15 protein-coding genes are annotated in these 17,670 nt (G+C 34.6%); 8 read left to right on the top strand and 7 right to left on the bottom strand.

Going from position 1 to position 17,670, the window contains the following annotated elements; all coding sequences use genetic code 11:
* Positions 1 to 15: 15 nt before the first annotated feature.
* A complete protein-coding gene (locus SAUT_RS11135) occupies positions 16 to 2,826 on the top strand; it encodes a bifunctional diguanylate cyclase/phosphodiesterase (RefSeq protein ID WP_013326446.1) in 2,811 nt (936 codons plus the stop codon).
* Here the strand turns inward: SAUT_RS11135 and SAUT_RS03225 are convergent.
* A complete protein-coding gene (locus SAUT_RS03225) occupies positions 2,806 to 3,222 on the bottom strand; it encodes a GNAT family N-acetyltransferase (RefSeq protein ID WP_013326445.1) in 417 nt (138 codons plus the stop codon). The two genes, SAUT_RS11135 and SAUT_RS03225, sit on opposite strands and share 21 nt — an antisense overlap.
* 74 nt (positions 3,223 to 3,296) lie before the next feature.
* On the opposite strand from SAUT_RS03225, the gene SAUT_RS03220 reads away from it, so the two are divergent.
* From SAUT_RS03220 to SAUT_RS03195, 6 genes are read left to right on the top strand one after another with little or no spacing between them, the layout of a single operon-like run.
* A complete protein-coding gene (locus SAUT_RS03220) occupies positions 3,297 to 5,072 on the top strand; it encodes a hypothetical protein (protein WP_013326444.1) in 1,776 nt (591 codons plus the stop codon).
* Positions 5,062 to 7,020 carry a sensor histidine kinase gene (locus tag SAUT_RS11025; protein WP_013326443.1) on the top strand — a complete coding sequence of 653 codons (1,959 nt, stop codon included), beginning with the start codon at positions 5,062 to 5,064 and terminating at the stop codon, positions 7,018 to 7,020. Before SAUT_RS03220 ends, SAUT_RS11025 begins: the two co-directional genes overlap by 11 nt.
* The gene (locus SAUT_RS03210) at positions 7,007 to 8,278 is read left to right on the top strand and encodes a GGDEF domain-containing response regulator (protein WP_013326442.1); all 1,272 of its coding nucleotides are present in this window, start codon (positions 7,007 to 7,009) and stop codon (positions 8,276 to 8,278) included. The genes SAUT_RS11025 and SAUT_RS03210 overlap by 14 nt, the downstream gene beginning before the upstream one ends.
* 47 nt (positions 8,279 to 8,325) lie before the next feature.
* The gene (locus SAUT_RS03205) at positions 8,326 to 9,933 is read left to right on the top strand and encodes an ABC-F family ATP-binding cassette domain-containing protein (protein WP_013326441.1); all 1,608 of its coding nucleotides are present in this window, start codon (positions 8,326 to 8,328) and stop codon (positions 9,931 to 9,933) included.
* A gap of 2 nt (positions 9,934 to 9,935) precedes the next feature.
* Positions 9,936 to 10,784 (top strand): DUF5718 family protein, encoded by an 849-nt coding sequence (locus tag SAUT_RS03200; RefSeq protein WP_013326440.1) that lies wholly within the window; start codon positions 9,936 to 9,938, stop codon positions 10,782 to 10,784.
* Positions 10,785 to 11,129, top strand: coding sequence for a translation initiation factor (locus SAUT_RS03195; protein WP_013326439.1), 345 nt, complete (start codon positions 10,785 to 10,787; stop codon positions 11,127 to 11,129).
* On the opposite strand, the gene SAUT_RS03190 is transcribed toward SAUT_RS03195, so the two are convergent.
* Entirely contained in the window at positions 11,126 to 12,361 is a 1,236-nt protein-coding gene (locus SAUT_RS03190) for a diguanylate cyclase (RefSeq protein ID WP_013326438.1), read from the bottom strand. The genes SAUT_RS03195 and SAUT_RS03190 overlap by 4 nt on opposite strands.
* 214 nt (positions 12,362 to 12,575) lie before the next feature.
* On the opposite strand from SAUT_RS03190, the gene SAUT_RS03185 reads away from it, so the two are divergent.
* Entirely contained in the window at positions 12,576 to 13,007 is a 432-nt protein-coding gene (locus tag SAUT_RS03185; protein ID WP_013326437.1) for a hypothetical protein, read from the top strand.
* Here the strand turns inward: SAUT_RS03185 and SAUT_RS03180 are convergent.
* Genes SAUT_RS03180 through SAUT_RS03160 form a run of 5 tightly spaced genes read right to left on the bottom strand, consistent with a single transcriptional unit; the run spans position 12,979 to position 17,664 of the window.
* Positions 12,979 to 14,265, bottom strand: a complete 1,287-nt coding sequence (locus tag SAUT_RS03180) for an aminopeptidase P N-terminal domain-containing protein (protein WP_013326436.1) — start codon at positions 14,263 to 14,265, stop codon at positions 12,979 to 12,981. The genes SAUT_RS03185 and SAUT_RS03180 overlap by 29 nt on opposite strands.
* Complete coding sequence (locus SAUT_RS03175) at positions 14,255 to 14,872, bottom strand: ABC-type transport auxiliary lipoprotein family protein (RefSeq protein ID WP_013326435.1); 618 nt, start codon at positions 14,870 to 14,872, stop codon at positions 14,255 to 14,257. Before SAUT_RS03175 ends, SAUT_RS03180 begins: the two co-directional genes overlap by 11 nt.
* Positions 14,862 to 15,824 carry an MlaD family protein gene (locus tag SAUT_RS03170; RefSeq protein WP_013326434.1) on the bottom strand — a complete coding sequence of 321 codons (963 nt, stop codon included), beginning with the start codon at positions 15,822 to 15,824 and terminating at the stop codon, positions 14,862 to 14,864. Before SAUT_RS03170 ends, SAUT_RS03175 begins: the two co-directional genes overlap by 11 nt.
* The gene (locus SAUT_RS03165; protein ID WP_013326433.1) at positions 15,821 to 16,558 is read right to left on the bottom strand and encodes an ABC transporter ATP-binding protein; all 738 of its coding nucleotides are present in this window, start codon (positions 16,556 to 16,558) and stop codon (positions 15,821 to 15,823) included. The genes SAUT_RS03170 and SAUT_RS03165 overlap by 4 nt, the downstream gene beginning before the upstream one ends.
* On the bottom strand, positions 16,558 to 17,664 hold the full coding sequence (locus SAUT_RS03160; RefSeq protein WP_013326432.1) for an MlaE family ABC transporter permease: 1,107 nt from the start codon (positions 17,662 to 17,664) through the stop codon (positions 16,558 to 16,560). Before SAUT_RS03160 ends, SAUT_RS03165 begins: the two co-directional genes overlap by 1 nt.
* Positions 17,665 to 17,670 lie beyond the last annotated feature (6 nt).

Raw genomic sequence — 17,670 nt, 5'->3', positions numbered from 1 at the left:
TATAAAGGAGTTCATGTGAAAAAACTTTTAGCAAACACTTATTTAATCCCTGTATTACTGGCACTATTTTTAATTATAGTAAGGTATAATTATAATTATTTGGTTTTTCATACCTTTATTGAATTTTTCTCTGTTTTTGTCAGTTTTTCCATTACACTCGTCACCTATTACACATATTCTTTTACAAAAAACAGATATCTTCTTTTTATAGGTCTTGGATATTTTTGGATTGGATTCTTAGATTTATTTCATATACAAACGTATCCTGGCATGCAAATATTTATGATAGATTCGCCAAATAACACGCTTACATTTTGGGTTTTAACAAGAACTCTTGGTGCTGTTATCCTTTTAACAGCACCATTTATGAGATATAGAACGTTTCGTAATATTACTGTAAGTTCAATTTTTGGAGCCACAGCACTTATTATTACTTACCTTGCAACGATGCATCCTCTTTCGCTTTATATACAGGGGCAAGGACTTACAGACTTAAAAATAAATTTTGAATATTTTATAATTGCCATACTTGCAGTTACCCTTTATATAAATAAAAAACACAATCAAGAATTTTCCAAAGGTATTTACTCAGCCGTTATGCTAAGCATTGTATTTAATATTCTCTCAGAACTTTCTTTTACCCTCTATAATGATGTGTATGGTTTTTTAAATCTAGTTGGGCATATATTAAAATTTTTATCTTTTTGGGTACTTTTACAGGCTATTATTAAAACATCTCTAAAAGAGCCTTTTACGTTAATGCAAAAAGGTGCTTCGACCTATGATGCAATTCCTGTTGCTGCAGCAGTAGTTGATGAATTAGGTATGGTAAGGCAAATCAATCATGCTGCTTGTGAATTTTTATCTTTAGCAGAAATTGACATAATTGGTAAATCAAATCACGAGCTTTTTCATCCAAAAAATTCACAAAAATCCCAATGTTCTATATGTCAGGCAATAGAGCAAAAAAAATATATTGAACATTATGAAAGTGAAGACACCTCTTCTGGAAAATACATAGAATTTTCACTCTCTCCAATAAGTAGCAGTGAAAAAAACATTCAAGGTGTTGTTCAGATAAGTATAGATATTACCGAAAGAAAAAATTTACAAATAAATGTACAAAACCAATTTAAATTGCTTCAAAATATCATAAACACTTTGCCGGTACGGGTTTTTTGGAAAGATACAAATGGAAAATATTTAGGCGCCAACAATCTTTTTTTACAGGATGCAAAACTTAACTCCATTGATGAAATTTTAGGAAAAACTGACTTAGATATGGTTTGGGCAAAAACTGATGCTAAAAAATATATGAATGATGATCAGGAAGTAATCAAAGAAAGAATAGCAAAATTACAAATTGAAGAAAAACAGACTGATGAGAATGGCCAAACAATTATACTCTCCACCTCAAAAGTACCACTTGTAGGGATAAATGACGAAAATATTGGAATACTAGGTATTTATGAAGATATCACCGACACAAAGAACATGCAGCAACAAATTGTGCAACAGTCCAAAAAGCTTCATTTTCAAGCAACACATGATGAACTGACACTTTTACCAAACAGGGCACTCTTTCAAGACAGGCTTGCACTAAGTATTGATAATGCCAAAAGAAATTCTCAAGATTGTGCACTCCTATTTATTGATCTGGATGAGTTTAAAGAGATTAATGATTCTTTAGGTCATCATATGGGTGATAAAGTTTTAAAAATTATTGCACAAAGATTCAAGCAAGCCATTAGGGAAAAAGATACACTTGCAAGAATTGGAGGTGATGAGTTTGTGATTATTGTTGATGATTATAAAAATATAGAAGCTCTTTCAACTTTAACACAAAAAATTCTAGATACAACGAACAAAGGCATAGATATCGGCGAACATGTATTATATATTTCTGCAAGTGTGGGAATAAGCGTGTATCCTAAAGATTCCACTGATGCACAAAATCTTCTTAAGTGTGCTGATGCTGCTATGTACAAGGCAAAAGATGAAGGAAAAGGTAATTATCAATTTTATTCCCAAGAGATGACACAAAAAGCTATGAAAAGAATCTCTATGCAGTCTAAACTTAGAAATGCAATAAAAAATGAAGTGTTTGATGTCTATTTTCAACCTCAGATTAATGCTCAAACTAAAGAAATCATAGGACTTGAAGCTTTAGTCCGATGGATTGATGAGAATGGAAATATGATTTATCCTGATGAGTTTATACCTTTTGCAGAAGAAACAGGCATGATAGTAGAACTTGACAGAATTGTTATGAAAAAAGCTCTAGCACAAGTAATGCAATGGCGAAATGAAAATATATTCACGGGAAGCTTATCACTCAATCTCGCTATGAAACAACTGCAAAAAGATGATTTTGAGCTATCTATAAGTAATCTTATCTCTTCAAGTAAATGCCCCCCAGAGAAAATTGAACTTGAAATCACAGAAAGTGGACTAATGCAAAAACCAGAAGAATCCATTGCTAAACTAAATCGACTAAAAGAGCTAGGCATAAAAATTTCAATAGATGACTTTGGAACGGGATATTCCTCCTTGTCATACATAAAAAAACTTCCTATTAGTAAGATTAAAATAGACAAATCATTTGTAGTGGAACTTCCAGACAATAAAGATGATATTTCTATAGTAAAAGCCATTATTGCGCTTGCATCAAGCCTTGGATTAAAGACCTTAGCTGAGGGTGTTGAAACAGCGCAACAACTTGAATTTATGTTAGAAAACGGATGTCATAACATTCAAGGGTATTATTTTGCAAAGCCTATGTCCATAGAAGACACAACACGATTTTTAAAGAACTTTCACAAATAGGTAGCTCTTTTTTTCAAAGCCTGCTTTTTCATAAAAGCTGTGGGCTTCTTGCCTTTGCACTCCTGAGGAGAGTACGAGATTTTCACAGGCGGCTGTTTTGGCATAATCATGTAAATATTCCAGCATCATTTTCCCATATCCTTTATAGCGGTATTTTTCATCTGTGACCAAATCAAAAATATATAAATGTCTTTTGTGGTACAAGTTTGTCTGCACAGCAGCACCGCTGTAGCATACCAATTTACCCCGTTCGAGTATGCCAAACATTTTATACTCCATATGCCGCATATCGTATATAAGGTCTTCAAACTCTTCATAACTAAGCTCGGTTCGGAGTTGTTTTATTACATCATAAACAGTGTAGAGTTCTTTTAATGTCATTTCTCTTATTTGCATAAAGAATTGTAACAAAATTAATAATAATTTAGAGAGTTCTTTTGTATAATATTAAATATAAAGAGGGATAATATATGAAAAAAATATTTTTGCTGTTATATTTATGCTGCTTGATAGGATTGTATGCAGATGAAAAAACACCTTCTGATGTTTATTCGCAGTCAATGGTACTTAAACAAATGGTTGGAGAACTACGCAGGGAAAACGGTATCACGCAACCACTCAAGAAGGTAGAGCAGCAGCATAATAAACTTCCGCGTCATGTTATTCAAAAAACACTCGAAGTTTTGACAAAGGTAAACAAATATCGTGAAATATATAAATTTGGACTTATTACAGTTCCACCTGTACCGCCGAGAAAAATTACACCTCAGGATGTTTATAACAATGTTATCCGATTAAAAGAGGAAATACATTACCTTTTAAAAAATCAAAAAACACACTTTACGTTTAAACAGTACAAAGGAAAAACTCCAAGTGATGTTTATCAGGTTCTTTGGACTGTTTCTCTTGGTTTTGACAGTTTAATCGGGCAAGGCTTCACACCAACAGATGTTTATATTCAATCAGAGCAAATTGTTGAGAGGATTAAATTTCTACGTTCTTCACAAAGAGAATACAATGATATAAAAATGCCGTCTAAAAAGCCCAATCTTCATCCAAATCATGCACTTTATGCCTCTCGTGATTTAATAAAAGCGATAAGTGAAGATGAAAAAAAGCTCTGGATGGCACCCGTACCCGTACCAAGAATCAAACAAAAAGTCATCTCACCTACAGAAGTTTATGATTCACTTCAAACAGTAAAAGCAGAGCTTAACAGACTCTCGCGCCGTTTGGGAATTGAGCGGAGTTTTCCTCCGCAAAAGCCAAAAACCAAAAAAACACCTTCAGATGTTGTACAAAATCTTGAATATGCAAAAGCACTGCTTCCTACTTTTTCCTTTTCACATCGGCTCAATCAATACCCGCAAAAATCACTCATAAAAACGCCAAATGAAGTTTATGCCTTGAGTGAGTTCATTCTTCATAAAATTATGCATATTAAAGAACAAGGGGGCATTCAAATCAAGGCTAAAAAAGTTCCTTATGTTTACGGACTACAGCCTATTTATGTTTATGTAAAAGGTCTTGAAGATTTGGAAAAAGTGTCAAGACTTAAAGCCCTTGAAGGGTTTTATCCATCTCAGATTCCTGATGCACCAAACACAAAAATCACACCAAGTGAAGTATATGAGCTTATCTTACGCCTTGATGATGAAATAAATCTTATTTACAATGCAAAAAAATACAACTACAACTTTATCTCTTACAGAAACTATCTTGATAAAAAAATATACCAAGATAAAACACCTTCTGATGTTTATAATAAGCTGTGGAAAATATCATATGAACTTGATACTATTTTAAATCAGCAATATACCCCGAATGAGACCTATACGCTTGCCCTCAAGCTATATAAGAATGTGCAGATAATCAGCGATAATTTTTTACACAAACATATCAATATAGCCATGTTGCCACATGAAGCACGATCACCTCATGATGTGTTTTTACAGAGTTTACAACTTATGAAAATATTAACAAAAATCAAAAAACGAGGTAATGTTGACTCTGCCACTATCGCCATTCCTCGTGATAAAATAATTACGCCAAACTCTGTTTATAATGCGCTGCGTCTTATCAGCGGTACGGTTTCAGAACTGCATATTTATTATGGAATGGAGTATAAAGGCAATAAAAGTAACAAAATATTTCAAGGTAAAACACCATCTGATATTTACAGCGTAATAGAAGCAACCAATACACTTACCAAACAAATACTCAAAGACGGCAGTTATGCGCATTAGTCTCTCAACAAAAGTTGCTATCGGTACTTTTATCATTGCGGCAATCGGTGTTGTCACCATTGCTTTATTATCATACTCTTTAATGACAGAATACTTCAAACAAAATAGTTTGGAAAATTTACAATTTGAACTCAAAGAAGATGCTAGAAGTATAAACGGCAGTATAAACAAATTGGTTTATGATGCAAAAATTCTCTCTAAAGATGATGATATCATTGCTTTTTACAGAGCCTTTAACAACAAGTACAACTATGACGCTGTTACAAACAGAACTTTAGCAGGTATTATATATTCACTGCAAGACAATTTCACCTCTCTTTTGTCTCACAATAAAGCATACTTTAATATCCGGCTTCTCTTAAACAACGGAAGAGAAGCAATTGTGGCATATAAAGATAAAATGGGCATTCATCTCAGACCGGAAAACAAACTCCAAGACAAATCAAAGAAAAAATATTTCAAAGAAGCTATGCAGTTAGCCGACGGAAAAGCTTATCTCTCAGATATCAATCTCAATCGTGAATTTGGGCGCATCAGCCATCCCTTGACTCCAACTCTGCGTACAGCACTGCCGATCTATCTCGGGGGTAAACTTTTTGCAATTTTAATCATCAATGCCAACGTAGATAAACTCTTTACGGTTTTAGAGCAGTATAAAGATGCAAACAATCATAAAAACATCTACCTTGCCGATAAAAACGGTTACTATATTTACAACAAAAACAACAAAAAAATCTTTGGCTATGAATTCGGTAATAATGATGCTACTTTGATGCATGATTTTAGTTTGAACAAAAAGAGTTATTTTACAAATAACCTTCTTTTTACCTATACTACGCTGATCTATACAAAAGACAAGCATATCTCTGTTGCACTCAGTTCATCTGAGACTTTTTCAAAAGAACAGTATGACAATTTTATCGGTTCTTTGTCTGCGTACATAACTATAATCACATTAATTATCGCATCAATATCTTTGTTTTTAGTGCGTCATCTTATAACACCGCTTACAAAAATCACAAAAACGGCAAAAGAGATTGCTCAAGGCAACAACCGACAAGAGATAGATTTTGATGCCATTCATACAAAAGATGAAATAGAAGAACTTGCAAGTTCCTTGCAGATAATGCTGCAAAAGCTCGAAGAGAGCAAAAAAGATATCGAACAAAAAGTACATGAACGTACCCAAGAACTGAACAGACTTAATGAAAACCTTGAAAACATCGTCAAAGAAAAAACCGATGAGAACATCAAACAACTCGAAGCACTCCAACAGCAGAGCAAACTTGCTTCCATGGGTGAGATGATAGGCGCGATTGCGCATCAATGGAGACAGCCACTTAATGAAATAGGTATCGCGATACAAAACCTCAAATATGACTATGAAGACGGCTTGATTACTGAGGAGTATTTGGATGAATTTATTCAAGGAACTAAAAAAGTCATCAAATTTATGTCTGATACGATTGATGACTTTAGAAACTTTTACAGAGTTGACAAGACAAAAGAGCGTTTCAATGTTAAAGATGCCGTAGAAAGGGTTCTTTCCATTCAAAAAGCACAACTGGTAAATAATCATATTGCCGTTGAACTTATCGGTGAGGGTTTTGAAATAGTCGGATATAAAAATGAATTTCAGCAGGTAATTCTGAATCTTATTAACAATGCAAAAGATATTTTATTACAAAACAAGCAAAAAGATGCAAAAATTACCATAGAGTTAAAGAACAAAACAATCTACATCAGAGATAACGGAGGCGGTATTCCTGTGGAAATTCTTAACAGAATCTTTGAACCTTACTTTACAACCAAAGAGCAAGGCAAAGGTACGGGTATGGGTCTTTATATGTCAAAAATGATCATTGAAGAGAATATAAAAGCAAAACTCGATGTAAGCAATACTGCCGAGGGTGCAGAATTTAGGATAAATCTTAATGAATACAAATAATACAACTATTCTTTATGTGGAAGATGAAGAGAATGTCAGAGAGATGCTCTCTCGATTTTTAAAGCGATTTTGTAAAGAGCTTTATGTGGCACAAGATGGTGCAGAGGGTTTAGAGCTCTATAAAAAACACCGTCCAGACATCGTTATTTCAGATATTCGTATGCCTAAAATGAATGGCTTGGAGATGGTAAAGGCCATCAAAGCCATAGATGTATCACAGCTTATTTTACTCCTGAGTGCGCACAGTGACAGTGAGTTTTTATATGAGGCGATTAATCTCGCTGTAGATGGTTATATACTCAAACCTATAGATTTGGACATGGTGAATGAAAAATTAAAGAATCTCTTAAACCGCATACAAAATAGAAAAGCGGCTCAAAAACTTAAAGAGAGTGAAAAAAAATTAAAACTACTTTCGCAAGCAATTGAGCAGATGGAGGAGATGGTTCGCATCACCGATGTAAAGGGAAATATCATCTATGTAAACCCGGCATCAGTCAAACATACCCAATTTTCACAAGATGAGAGTCTTGGGCAAAATAACCGTATATTCAAGTCCGGAGTACATCAAAAAGAGTTTTATGATAACCTATGGAAAAGCATTTTAGGCGGCAATACATATCAAAATATATTAATTAATAAGAAAAAAGACGGTTCTCTTTACTATGATGAAAAAATCATCTCTCCATTAAAAGACGAAAATGGAAATATCAATTACTTTGTCTCTACAGGCCGTGATATTACTGAACGCATAGCATTGGAAAAACAGCTCAAAAAGCTTGCGACAAAAGATACACTCACAGGTATTTATAACCGCTATAAAATCAATACAATAATTGAAGATGAAATAAAAAGAGCAAAGCGCTATGGTGAAATATTTAGTCTGATAATGCTTGATATAGATAACTTTAAAAAAGTTAATGACACATATGGACATGATACAGGAGATTATGTTCTTCAGGAGATTAGCCGTGTTGTTTTGGGTACTATTAGGAAAACAGACAGTTTTGGAAGATGGGGTGGAGAAGAGTTTATACTTGTGGCACCCCATACAAACAAAGATGAAGCACTAGAACTTGCTCAAAAAATACGTAAAAATATAGAAAAACACCTTTTTGAGTATGTGAAACAAATTACTGTCAGTATTGGAGTCACACAATATACAACAAATGAAGAGAGTACAACACTTATAAAACGTGTAGACAACGCACTCTATGAAGCAAAAGCAAATGGACGCAACCAAGTAGCCTTTCTTTAACCATATTTTAGATATAATCGCGAAAAATATTATATAGGCTAAACATTATGGTAACAGTACAAAATTTAACTATGCGCTTTGGAAACAGAGTACTCTTTCAAGATATAAACTTAAAACTTGACCGTCACAAAAGATACGGTCTTATCGGTGCAAACGGTGCCGGTAAAACAACATTTTTAAAAATTCTTTCCGGACAAATTAATGAATATGATGGTGAAGTAATCATCCCAAAACAAAATAAAGTCGGCGTTTTAGGGCAAAATCAATATGCTTATGAAGACTTTACTATTATGGACGCTGTTTTGTATGGAAACAAGCGCTTATATGATGCCATCAAAGAAAAAGAAGAAATCTATATGACGGGTGACTTTGAAGATGATGCGGTGAACAATCGTCTTGCAGAGCTTGAGACTATTTGTGTAGAAGAAGATCCAACCTATGAGTATGATGTAAATATTGCAAAAATTCTTGAGAATGTGGGAATTCCTGCTGAGAAACACAATGATCTTATGAGTACTCTTGATTCTGCCGACAAATTCAAAGTACTTCTTGCACAGGTTTTATACCCAAAACCTGATGTACTCTTTCTTGATGAACCTACCAATAACCTTGATATTGAAACAATCAGCTGGTTAGAGCATGAACTACAGCGTCACGAAGGTACAATGGTCGTTATTTCTCATGACAGACACTTTTTAAATGCTGTTGTTACAAATATTCTTGATGTTGACTATCAAAAAATTCGTGAATTTACAGGAAATTATGATGACTGGTATATTGCCGCAAATGTTATGGCAAAACAGATGGAACTTGATAATGCAAAAAAACTCAAAGAAAAAGATCAGCTTGAGGCCTTTGTGCGTCGTTTTAGCGCAAATGCATCAAAAGCAAAACAGGCTACTTCAAGACAAAAACAACTCGATAAACTCCAAATAGATGATATTAAACCATCATCCCGTCGTGATCCGTCTATTGTTTTTAAAGCAAAAAGAGTTATGGGTGATGAAGCGCTCAATGTAGAGCATATTTGCCATTCTTATGGTGATAATGAAGTTCTTAAAGATATCACTTTTAAAGTAAATCCTGGTGAAAAAATCGCCATTATCGGTGGAAACGGTGTAGGTAAAACAACACTTATAAAAATCATTATGGAAGAGATGCAACCAAGCTGCGGCGGAGCTGTTACTTGGGGTGCGACTATTGAGCCCTCATACTTTCCACAAGATACAGCAGACATTATTAAAGGTGACGGTACACTTTACGACTGGTTACGCGCATTTGATCCTAAGCGTGAAATAGCAGAAATAAGAAACTGTCTTGGTCGTATGCTTTTTAACGGTGAGCAGCAGGAGAAAAATGTAGAATCAATCTCCGGTGGAGAAAAACACCGTATGATGCTTTCAAAAATGATGCTTGAGGGCGGAAACTTTTTAGTACTTGATGAACCGACCAACCACCTTGACCTTGAAGCGATTGTTGCTCTTGGTGAAGCACTTCATGAGTTTAACGGCAATGTGGTTTGTGTTTCACATGACCGTGAATTACTTGATGCTTTTGCTACACGTATTATAGAACTGCATGCAGACCATACATACACTGACTTCCAGGGAAGTTATGAAGAGTTTGCTGCTGCAAAAGAAGCCGGAACACTCTAATTATGCAAAAGTATAAAAACTACTTAGGTTTGGGCATTGCAGGTAATTTTGCACTGCACCTTGCTCAAGCCGGAGAACTCGAAGATTTTAAAAATATTATCACAGAAGATGAAGCGGCACCAAAGGGTATGTTTCCATTTTATCTTCCTTGCAAAAAAACTACAGGTACTCCTCGTCCAAAAGAGATGCTCTTTACCTACCCTCTTTCTTCTACCGGCATCAAACTTCCAGAAGAAGATGTCAATGTTCAGGCTGAACCGGAAGTCGGACTCATTTGTGAACTCAGCTATAAAGATGGCAAAATTAGCGGCATTGCTCCAAAATATTTCGCTGCATATAATGACTGTTCTATCCGAATCGGCACAGCTGAGAAAATCAGTGATAAAAAGAACTGGGGAGAAGATTCCAAAGGAATTGCCTCAAAGCTTCTAAAAATTGATAAGTTTGCACAGGGCGGTGTGATGGATGACTTTAGTATCTGCAGCTTTTTGCGCCGTGATAATGAACTGCATGCTTATGGCGAGAATGTAGAACTCAGCGGATACAGCTACTTTTATGACAAACTCACTGAGTGGATTCAAAATCAAATAAATACGCAAGAAGATTTTGGACCACTAGAAGATATAAAAACTTATATTACTGCATGTAACAATCCGACAGATGCTATTATCAGTATAGGAGCAACACGCTATACTCCATATGGAGAGACGACTTTTTTACAAACAGGTGATGAAGTTTTAGTGGTTGTATATAATCATAAATCTTATTCTTTGGATGATGTGTTAAAAACACTTCAAGACAAAGAATATAACAAAGAAAATATGAGTATTTTGGTTCAAGAAGTACACTAGATGAGTAGAGGCAAAAAACTCGATTTATTCATAGGTGCTGATATTGATGATGGCTGGGCACAAGTGCAAAATTCGCGCAAAACAAAACTTTCAAGTGAAATTCAAGAGAGTGGCAAACATTTTTTAGTATTTCAAAAAGAGAAACGCAGAGGAAAAACAGTTACACTTGTCGGTGAATTTCACAGACCAAAAGAGGAACAAACTGCACTGCTCAAATTGCTCAAGAAAAAACTAGGTTGCGGAGGCAGTGTCAAAGATGGCTGGATGGAATTTCAAGGAGAACTAAAAGAGAAGCTTCGTCCTCTTTTAGTTGAGCAGGAATTTCGTTTTAAACACGGGCACTAAGCAATTTTCGCCTTTGAGGCGTTAGATGTTATAACATACCTGTCTCTTCCGCCCTCTTTTGCTTCATACAACATTTCATCAGCACGTGAAATTAACACCTCTTCATCCAAAGCGTCATCTGCTATGCAGCAGACAACACCCACTGAAATTGTAAGAAACTGATTCACTGTTGAAGATTCATGTATAATTTCAAGATCTCTAACGGCATCACCAATTTCTCTAGCAAGGTTTGCACTATTGGTTTCATCTGTATCGCTGAGCAGCACGCCAAATTCTTCTCCGCCGAGTCTAAATACATAATCACCCGGACGTTTAAGCGTCCCTTTTAAAACTTTTGCAACGCTTTTAAGTGCATAATCTCCCTCGACATGACCGTAGGTGTCATTGTATTGTTTAAAGTAATCAATATCTAACATCATAAAGGTTACGTAAGCCTTATTACGCTTTGCACGTTTGATTTCTCTGTCATATATAAAGTTAAAATATCTTCGGTTATGAAGATTGGTCAACGAATCTGTGTAAGAAGCATTTTCTAGTTTTTTGTTAGCAAGTTTTAGCTTTTTAGACGCTACTTCAAGTCGTGTCTGGTCTTTTTGAATACTCTCAAATACATAAAATAGCATCACCAGTACACCCAATATAATAACACCTAGTGAAATACCTATCTTCATCAGTATTGAATGGTATGCGTATAGAAATTTTTTTCTTTCATAATTTGCCATATTAACTTCATAATTAATCAATTTTTGTAAAATATTATGAATCGATTCAACTTTTTTTTCAAGTGTCTTGATTGATATACGGCTTAAATCTTTTGAAGATTTCACGGCATTTAAAACTTTATAAAAATAATCGTTTGTGCGGTTAAGTTCTAAATCAGCATACTCCAAATAATGAAGTTCGTCTTCTGTTTTAAAATGAGACGAGTAGCTTTTCCATTTTTTATTGATGTACTCTAGTGATGATTCTATTTTAGATGCTGCTTCACTTGGACTTATTTCAGCTCGACTTGCCTTGTAAACAGTGTCGGCTAAGCCATAGTTATATGTTTGGACTATTTCATTTAATTCAGTAACAGGTATTAAAGAACCAAAATACAAAGAATCCATATTTTTTTTCATTGCATTGACATAGGTCGCTCCTATAAAACCAAAAGCGAACAAGCCCATAGTTATCAATAGAAAAAGAAAAAAAAGCTTACTTTTAAGTTTAAGCGCTTCAATAAACTGCATAAATGTCCTTACTTTGTACAAAGTATATAGCATATTTTGTACCATCTTTTAAGAGAGAAAATATCTATAATTTATGATAAAATTCTAAACAGATTTAAAAAACTGATATGTTTTTTTTCGGAAGCAAGGTTTTAACCTTGCCTTTTAGACATTTAAGCAAATAGGCCTAGGTTAAAACCTAGGTTCCGAAAATAAAATAGATAAAGAGAGAAACATGAAAGCCCAGGCAATAAAAACAGAACAATATTTAAACCCAAAAGAGATAAAAGAACATTTAAAAAATGTAGAGTATATCATTATGGCAGCACCGGCACCCGAACATTTTAAACAAACCCCTGTTCATTTCACAATCTTTTTAAATACCGATGAAAAACTTCCAAAAGAGATACAAGATGCCATACTTGAGAAGTTTTTACAAGAACATAAAATAGAAAAACCGGCAGAACTGATGAGTCAGCTTATGCCGGTAGGTTTTGCGCTCACTAAAGCCCAAGACACGCCAATGCCTATGCTTTTAGTAAAGCCCGAAGACCAGAGGAGTATACCACATGCTGTGATGCATGTCATGGACTTTTTAGCAGATTCGGATGCATTTAATGAAGCTAAAAAAGACAATCTTACCGGTTGGAGTTACTCTTACGAGTAATATCTTTGATCTCTTTTGCAATTTTACAGGAGAGATTTTCACACCCGTTTTTCGTTACTAAAATATCATCTTCAATTCTTATGCCTATACCTCTGTACTTCTTAGGAATATTGTCGTCTTCTTCATCAAGATAAATACCGGGTTCTATTGTCATTACCATTCCCGGCTGCAGTGGAATTTCTTTGCCGTTTAGCTTTTTATACGGGCACTCATCATGAACATCAAGTCCTATCCAATGTCCAATACCATGCGGATAATATTTTTTATGTGCTTTTTCTTTTATAAGAGCTTTTAATTCTCCTTGAAGAATTTTCAAATCAATCATGCCTTTGCAGAGCAGTTCTTCAGATTTTTTTTGCAATGAACTTCTTAAAATGCCCGGCTTAATCATTTTAATAATCTCTTTTTGAACATTTAAGACCATTTCATATACCTCTGCTTGAGCTTGAGTGAATTTTACGTTAACAGGTATGGTTCTTGTAATATCACTGGCATAATATTCATATTCGCAGCCGGCATCTATGAGGATGAGTTCCCCCTGAATAAGTTTTTTATCATTGTTTATGTAATGCAGCGTGTTTGCAGAGTTCCCGCAGGCAACTATGGAGGTATAAGCATCACTGTATGCGCCGTTCTTTTTAAAAATATACTCAATATTTGCCTGAAGCTGATACTCATACTGTAGTTTTTTACTTATTTTCATCGCTTTATTATGTGCTTTTTTTGTAATGCTCAATGCTTTATTAATAAGCTTAATTTCACTTTTGGATTTAATTAAACGCATACTTTCAATATAGCTTGCCACATTTTCATAGCTTTGTATACTTTTACCGTGACGTTTTAAAATTTTTACTTTTGAGTAATCCAGCTTAAAATCATAATATATATGATGCTTATTTTGCACAAACTCTTTAAGTTTAGTATTAAACTCATCAAATTCAAAAACATCATCCACCATAAAAAGTGCTTTAGCCTTGTCTTTTCCCAACCTTTTTCCATGCCATAACTCTTGTGTTTTGTCTTTTTTTGCCACAAATAAATAGGTATGAAAATTTTTAGCCCCTTTGACAAACACTAAAGCTGCATTGTCTTCTTTAAAACCGCTCATATAGTAAAAATTACTATTTTGTCTGTATGGGAACTCCGTATCGTTTGAACGTATTTTTGGCGATGCACTAAAGAGTACTGCCACACTAAAAGGCTTCAGTTTACGCCCTAAACGTGTTCTTCTTTTTCTATACTCTTTCTCACTTATCAAGACAGACTCCCTGCAGCCATAAGCCGCACTCTTTTAAGATTTTGTTTAAAGCACTCTCAAGTGCTTTCACACCGCCCAGTGCATTATTTGAGCTGGTCTTTTCTTTTGCATGAAAAGTTTTTGTAGCAACTATTTTATGTGTTGCAGTATTGATTAGGCTACATGTAAAGGCAATATTTACATAGGAATTTTTTTCATTTTCGTCAAAATACTGCATAAAGTCTTCTATATTTATTTCCAGCTTAAAGTCATTTTTTGTTTTTGAGTCTGCAGTTTGCACACTTTTAAAAAGTTGCATTGCTCGCAAAAATCTTGTTATTTCTTCTGTGACTTTATCATTTGGGCTCTGTACCCATCTTGCGCGTGTATATGCATACTGTGCGTATTTTCCTTTAACATAGTACATTTTTAAAGACATAAAAAGTTTGTCGCTAAAAGCCTGCTCCACTTTAAGAGTTTTTTGACTGCATTTGGTTTTACCTGCCTTTAGGACTTCTAAATTCATGTTTAATCTATACTCATTCTGTGCCGGTGTCGGTGAAGTACATCCAGTCACCAAAAATAATCCCATACATGTAATCCATAAGGTTATTAGTCTATTTTTCACCTGGTCCCCTTTTCATTTGTTCTTTTTTAAACAATATATCGCTCGGACTACGTTCATAATGATTGATTAACTCATCTAAATTTATAAGCGTTTGCTGCATCTCCAGCATAGTACTGTTCATCAACGGCAGCGTTTGCACTGTTGCATCTTCTACATTTTCTTCTACATGTAAGAAAGACTTTGCCATATTATTCATAATGATTCCCATGTGAAGATATGTCTCTTTAATACTCGTGAATGATTTATTGATTTTATTTTCCCATTCAATACTCTTATTTACAAATTTATTAATATTTGGAACACTTTCATCTATTTTTAGCGTCAAACGGTCTAAATTTTCGGCACTTTTTTGGATATGTGCCATCGTTTTTTCATCAAGTATACTATCAACTTTCGCCATTACTAAAGCACTTTTGGCTAAAAGTTTAGAAAATTGCTTTTGATTACCATCATTAAGCAGCTGATTTGTTCTGCCCAACGTTAAAAGTAGTAATTCAGACACCGAATCCAAAGATTGCTCAACATTCGCAAAGAATGAAGGAGCTGATTTAATAACAGGACAGCTTTGTCCCTCTTTTATTTTGAGCGGCGGCGCATGATTACTGCCCTCCGTTAAATTTATATAACTCAATCCCGTAATGCCCTGTGCTGTGAGTTTTGCAACGGTGTCTTCTTTTATTGGTGTAGTTTTTAAAATCTGTACCGTTACTTCTACTTGCTCACTGTTGTTTGGATTGATACGCAGTCGCGTTACTTTACCCACTTTGATACCTCTGTATTTTACCGGTGCATTTAGATTAAGACCAAGTACAGACTCATTAAAATATATAATATATTTTTGTGTTTCTTCCGCCTTTGCGGGTTTAAGCATCCAGTATGTAAAACCGAGCATACTCACGATGCCAAGTAAAACTATCAATCCGATAAAAGTATAATTTACTTTATTATTCATTTGGTATGCCCTCCAAAAAAAGTTTGTATAAAATCATTCTTCACAGAAGTGACCTCTTCTAAAGAGCCTTCGTAGGCAATTTTTTTATTGTCAATTATAGCCATTCTATCTAAAGTATTATATATTGAATGTAAATCATGGGTTACAATCACCATAGTAAGACCAAGCATTGTACGTAATTGGAGGATAAGTTCATCAAACTCTCTCGCTGATATAGGATCAAGCCCGCTTGTAGGCTCATCCAAAAACAACAGCTTCGGGTCCATCGCCAAGGCTCTTGCAATACCCGCTTTTTTGCGCATACCTCCGCTTATTTCTGAAGGATATAAAAATGCATCACTTGGTTTTAAACCGACAAGATCAAGTTTAAATGCAACTATCTCTTGTATCATTGCATCTGAGAGTGTTGAGTACTCTCGCAAGGCCAAAGCTATATTTTCTGCTAAAGTCAAAGAAGAAAAAAGAGCACCAAATTGAAATAAAACACCCCATTTACGTCTGAGTTGCTGTGCCTGTTCTTCACTTATATTTTCAATTTTTTGACCTAAAATTTCAATACTCCCAGCGTTAAACTCCTGCAGTAAAACCATTTCACGTAGCAGTGTCGTTTTTCCGCAGCCACTCGGGCCTAACAAGCCATAAATTTCACCTTCATTTACATGTAAGTTCAGTCCGTCATGTACCACTTTGTCACCAAAATCAGTTTTGACATTTTTTACTTTAATAAGCTCCATTATATCCCCAAATTTGTAAAAGCTATTGAAAAAATTGCATCACAGACGATGACTGCAAAAAGTGACTCGACGACACTTTTGGTCGTATTAAATCCTATGCTTTGAGTATCATCTTTAACCATTAAACCTCGGTAAATACCGATAGATGCAATCAAAAATGCAAAAAACGGCCCTTTTACCAGTCCAACATAAAAATGCTTGATTGCCACTACTTCACTCAGTCTATTGATAAAGAGCGAAGGTATCAAATCCAAACTTAAATCTGCTACTATAATTCCACCAAGCATTGCCATCATATCTGATACAAAAATCAATATTGGCAGCATAATGATAAGAGCAATAATTCTAGGCAGTACCAAAAAAGTATAAGGGTCAAAGCCCATAGTCCGCATCGCGTCAATCTCTTGTGTTATTTTCATAGCCCCTATTTGTGCCGTATAAGCAGAACCACTTCTACCCGCTATAACTATTGCCGTAATAAGCGGTGCCAATTCCCTAAATACAGAAATACCCATCATATCTACTATAAAAATATTGCCTCCATAACGCTGGAGCTGATACGCGGCCTGATATGCCGTAACCAAACCGATTAAAAAACTTGTAAGGGCAACAATACCAAGTGCGCGTACTGCACTTTCATTAATTTCAAATGCTATCTCTTTTATGCGAATATTTTTTATACTTTTAAAATAGAGTAAAAAAGATATAAAAATTTTGCCTATGAATTCCATAAAAGAGATAAATGAAAGATAAGATTCATAAAAAATTTTGCCAAAATATTCAAATATACTTTTTTTATGTATATCATCATTGCTATCAAGTCTTTTTTTATGCTCTCGTGTCAACTCAAGTGTATGCAAAAAGTTTTTATTATTGCACTCTATCTCTGCATTATACTCTTCTTGTATATCAGTTAAAAACAGAGCAAATGCAGTATCAAGGTACTGAGCATTTGCCAGGTTGATAATTATTTTTTGAGAATTGGAAAGTTTATTTGTTTCAATGAGGTTTTGCGCTTGAGTAAGATTATACAATGTCAATTCCCCTGAAAAATCAAGGGAGAGACCATCTTTTTGAACATCAATATGAAACGATTTTTTATTCATAATATG

This window comes from Sulfurimonas autotrophica DSM 16294 (assembly GCF_000147355.1).
In the GTDB taxonomy this organism is placed as follows: domain Bacteria; phylum Campylobacterota; class Campylobacteria; order Campylobacterales; family Sulfurimonadaceae; genus Sulfurimonas; species Sulfurimonas autotrophica.
This window is presented reverse-complemented; position numbering and strand designations above follow the sequence as displayed.